Annotated in this window: 2 protein-coding genes; both read right to left on the reverse strand. The window is 72.8% G+C overall.

Translation table 11 applies throughout. The annotated features are described in order from the left end of the window. Positions 1 to 83: 83 nt before the first annotated feature. On the reverse strand, positions 84 to 329 hold the full coding sequence (locus tag G5C65_RS32575) for a hypothetical protein (protein ID WP_165302654.1): 246 nt from the start codon (positions 327 to 329) through the stop codon (positions 84 to 86). Positions 330 to 454: 125 nt separating this feature from the next. Further along, complete coding sequence (gene mfd, locus G5C65_RS32580; RefSeq protein ID WP_165302656.1) at positions 455 to 4,027, reverse strand: transcription-repair coupling factor; 3,573 nt, start codon at positions 4,025 to 4,027, stop codon at positions 455 to 457. Positions 4,028 to 4,137: the final 110 nt, after the last annotated feature.

Genomic DNA, 4,137 nt, shown 5'->3' on the forward strand with positions numbered 1-4,137 from the left:
CAGGAGGAGACCCTGCGCCTCACCCTCCCGACGGCGTCGGCCGGCCGGTCGAACGGTTCCGGGCCGGGCTGACGAGGGCGGGCTCAGGAGGGAGACGGGCCCTGGTCGTCGATGCCCAGGTGGCGGACGATGGCGTGAACCATACGGCCCAGCTCGTCCAGCTTCGCCGTGTGCTCGTCCAGCTTCGCCGTGTGCTCCCTCTGTGTCTCCCCGATCTCCTTCACATCCCGCTGGAGCTGGCTCACCGAGCGGTGCACCAGGAGCTGGTCGGCGGACAGCCGCATCTCGACCAGCTCGACGCGGCGGGCCAGTTCGCTCATCTCGGACATGGCGGGGTGCTCCTCGGGTCGTTCCTCTGCCGTCACGATCGACTCACCCCGCAACCTAGCCGCCCGGTCACACCATCATCGTCGCGTTCGAACCGTCCTGGCCAGAGCGCACAGGTGTGCGCTCCTCAGTCCAGCACCGTCGTCAGGAACTCCCCGACCCAGGCCAGCAGTTCGCGGCCGGCCAGCGGCTTGCCGCCGATGCCGCTGGGCTTGGGACGCGGGACCAGCACCTGGTGGGTGGCGGGCTTGACCACCGCACCCGGATACAGCCGCTTGAGCCGCAGCTCCTGGGACTCGCGCAGCTCGACCGGGGAGAAGCGGACGTTGTTGCCCTGGAGCGTGATGTCCGTGACGCCCGCCGCGCGGGCGAGCATACGCAGGCCCGCGACCAGCAGCAGGTTCTCCACGGGCTCCGGCAGCGGGCCGTAGCGGTCGGCCAGCTCCTCGCGCACCGAGGCGATGTCGCTCTCGGAGTTCGCGGAGGCGATGGAACGGTACGCCTGGAGGCGGAGCCGCTCGCCGGGGGCGTAGTCGTGCGGGACGTGCGCGTCGACCGGGAGCTCGATCTTGACCTCCAGCGGGGCCTCCTCCGGCTGCTCCCCGGATTCGAGGGCCGCGCGGTAGTCAGCGACCGCCTCGCCGACCATCCGGACGTACAGGTCGAAGCCCACGCCCGCGATGTGCCCGGACTGCTCGCCGCCGAGCAGGTTGCCCGCGCCGCGGATCTCCAGGTCCTTCATCGCGACGTACATGCCCGCGCCCATCTCCGTGTGCTGGGCGATGGTGGCCAGCCGCTCGTGCGCCGTCTCCGTCAGCGGCTTCTCCGGGGGGTAGAGGAAGTACGCGTAGCCGCGCTCGCGGCCCCGGCCCACCCGGCCGCGCAGCTGGTGCAGCTGGCTCAGCCCGAAGGTGTCGCCGCGCTCGACGATCAGGGTGTTGGCGTTGGAGATGTCGATGCCCGACTCCACGATCGTCGTGGAGACCAGGACGTCGGACTTCTTCTCCCAGAAGTCCACCACCACCTGCTCCAGGGCCTGCTCGGACATCTGGCCGTGCGCCGTGGCGATCCGGGCCTCCGGGACGATCTGGCGGAGGCGGGCCGCCGCGCGGTCGATGGACTCGACGCGGTTGTGGATGTAGAAGACCTGGCCCTCGCGCAGCAGCTCGCGGCGGATCGCCGCGCCGATCTGCCGCTCCTCGTACGGCCCGACGAAGGTCAGGACCGGGTGCCGCTCCTCGGGGGGTGTGGTGATCGTCGACATCTCGCGGATGCCCGTCACCGCCATCTCCAGGGTGCGCGGGATGGGGGTGGCCGACATGGTCAGCACGTCGACGTTGGCGCGGAGCTTCTTCAGCTGCTCCTTGTGCTCGACGCCGAAGCGCTGCTCCTCGTCCACGATGACCAGCCCCAGCTCCTTGAACTTCGTCTCGGAGGAGAAGAGGCGGTGGGTGCCGATGACGAGGTCCACCGTGCCGTCCCGCAGCCCGTCCAGCGTGGCGCGGGACTCGGTGTCGCTCTGGAAGCGGGACAGCGCGCGGACGTTCACCGGGAACTGGCCGTACCGCTCGGTGAAGGTGCCGTAGTGCTGCTGGACGAGGAGGGTCGTGGGGACGAGGACCGCGACCTGCTTGCCGTCCTGCACCGCCTTGAACGCCGCGCGCACGGCGATCTCCGTCTTGCCGTAGCCGACGTCGCCGCAGATCAGCCGGTCCATCGGGACCGACTTCTCCATGTCCTCCTTGACCTCGCCGATGGTGGTGAGCTGGTCGGGCGTCTCGGCGTACGGGAACGCGTCCTCCAGCTCGCGCTGCCAGGGGCTGTCCGCGCCGAAGGCGTGGCCGGGGGCCGCCATCCGGGCGCTGTAGAGCTTGATGAGGTCGGCGGCGATCTCCTTGACCGCCTTCTTCGCGCGGGCCTTCGTCTTCGTCCAGTCCGCGCCGCCCAGGCGGTGCAGCGTGGGCTGCTCGCCGCCCACGTACTTGGTGATCTGCTCCAGCTGGTCGGTGGGCACGAAGAGCCGGTCGCCGGGCTGGCCGCGCTTCGCCGGGGCGTACTCCACCAGCAGATACTCGCGGGTGGCGCCCTGCACGGTGCGCTGCACCATCTCGATGTACCGGCCGACGCCGTGCTGCTCGTGCACGATGTAGTCGCCGGGCTCCAGCGTCAGCGGGTCGATGGTCTTGCGGCGGCGGGCCGGCATCCGGGCCGCGTCCTTGCCGGCCGCCTTCTGGCCGGACAGGTCCGTCTCGGTGAGCACCGCGAGCCGCAGGCCCGGCGCGAGGAAGCCGTTGTCGAGCGAGCCGCAGGCGACGTGCACCAGGCCGGGGCCGACCTCGCCCTCCAGCGTGCCCTGCCCGGCCAGCCGCGCGGGGACGCCCTCGCCGCCGAGCACCTCCGCCGTACGGCTCGCGGGGCCGTGGCCCTCCGTGACGTACACGCAGCGCCAGCCGTCCGCGAGCCAGCCCTTGGTGTCGGCCAGGGCGCGGGCGGTGTCGCCCCGGTAGGTCTCCGGGGCCTGCAGGCCGAGCCGCAGCGTGTCCTCGCCGTCGGTCTCCAGGTCCGCGTCGGCCGAGAACTGGCTGACCGACCACCACATCATGCCCAGCGCCTGCGCGTGCTCCCGGATGTCCGCGATGCCGCGCAGCGACGCCGCGCCCACATCGATCGGCGCCTCGCCGCCGCCCGCGGTGGCGGCCCAGGACGCCTGGAGGAACTCCTGGCTGGTGGCGACCAGGTCCGCCGCGCGCGTCCGCACCCGCTCCGGGTCGCACACCACGGCCATGCTGCCCTCGGGCAGCACGTCGAGCAGCAGCTCCATCTCGTCCACGAGGACCGGCGCGAGGGACTCCATGCCGTCGACCGCGATGCCCTCCGCGATCTTGTCCAGCATCTCGGCGAGCTCCGGGTGCTGCTGCGCGAGCGCCGCGGCCCGCTCCCGTACCTCCCCGGTGAGCAGCAGCTCGCGGCAGGGCGGGGCCCACAGGCCGTGCTCGGCGCCCGCGTCGAAGACGCCTTCGGCCGGGGCCAGCGAACGCTGGTCGGCGACCTTGAAGTAGCGGATCTCCTCGACGTCGTCGCCCCAGAACTCCACCCGGAGGGGGTGCTCCTCGGTGGGCGGGAAGACATCCAGGATGCCGCCGCGCACGGCGAAGTCGCCGCGGTTCTCCACCAGCTCCACCCGGGAGTACGCGGCGGCGGCGAGGGCGTCCACGACCTCGCCGAGATCGGCGCTCCCGCCCTGCCGCAGTGACACGGGCTGCAGCTCGCCCAGCCCCTTGACCTGCGGCTGGAGCACCGAGCGAATGGGCGCCACGACGACGGAGACCGGGCCGGTGGCCGGATCCCGCAGATCCGGGTGCGCCAGCCGGCGCAGCACGGCGAGGCGGCGGCCCACGGTGTCGCTGCGGGGGCTGAGCCGCTCGTGCGGCAGGGTCTCCCAGGAGGGGAACTCGGCGACGCCCTCGCCGGGCAGGAGCGAGCGGAGGGCCGCCGCCAGGTCCTCGGCCTCGCGGCCGGTCGCGGTCACGGCGAGCACGGTCCGGCGCGCCTCGCGCGCGAGCGCGGCGACGGCGAACGGGCGGGCCGCGGCGGGGCCGACCAGGTCGACGTGGTGCCGGTTTCCGTCGGCCGCCGCCGTGACGGCTTCGCCGAGCGCGGGGTCCTTGACGACGGCGTCGAGCAGACCGTGCAGGGTCATGGGCTCCTGAGCTTCCATCCGGGGGGTGGCATCGCGAAGACCCCCAGCGTACGCCGCGCCACCGACACCCGGCGCCGAGCCCGGGAGGGGGCGGGCGCGGACCCCCGTCC

This window comes from Streptomyces boncukensis, assembly GCF_011045075.1.
Taxonomy (GTDB): Bacteria; Actinomycetota; Actinomycetes; order Streptomycetales; family Streptomycetaceae; genus Streptomyces; species Streptomyces boncukensis.